This window comes from Candidatus Symbiothrix dinenymphae (assembly GCF_001431085.1).
The window spans coordinates 1-668 of the sequence record NZ_BBRU01000195.1; the positions used below are offsets into that span (position 1 = coordinate 1).

1 pseudogene is annotated in these 668 nt (G+C 48.7%); it reads left to right on the forward strand.

The window, feature by feature from the left end:
- Nucleotides 1-668, forward strand: a pseudogene (locus ASC50_RS02780) (SusC/RagA family TonB-linked outer membrane protein); the annotation flags it as partial.

Here is a 668-nt window from a genome sequence, read left to right on the forward strand (position 1 = left end):
GGCGACCATTCCGTGGGGGCCATGACGGTGTTTATGCTGCAGGAAACCCTGTTCAGTGTGGGTGGAGGTGCCCTGGCTGCGACCTTGCCGGAACGGAACGTCGGCAATTCGGGTCGTTTAACTTACGACTACGATGACCGCTATTTCGCTGAATTTGGGTATGGATATAACGGTTCCGAAAAATTCAGCGGCTCCAAGCGGTTCGGATTTTTTCCTTCCATAGGTGTAGGCTGGTTGGTTTCCAACGAAGCATTTTGGGCGTCTGCCAAAGATTATGTTGACTTGCTGAAATTTAAATTTACTTGGGGACAGGTCGGTAACGACAATATTTCATCCAGAGACAAACGCTTCCAGTTTCTTTCGAAGCTTGCTTACACGGACGATGCCCAGAGGAATTATATGTTCGGACAATTGATGAACAACAGGTATGACGGTTACACCATATCCGGGTTTGCCAATCAAAATATCGGATGGGAAGTATCCGACAAGTTCAATATCGGTGTGGAATTGGGGTTGCTTGAGGGTGGTCCCCTCAAATTGCAGGCGGACGTATTCAAGGACACCCGGCGCAATATTTTTATGCGGCGTACCGATATTCCTGCCACCACCGGTTTTGGTGACATCGAAATGTGGGGTAATGTTGGCGAGATGGAATCGAAGGGTATAGA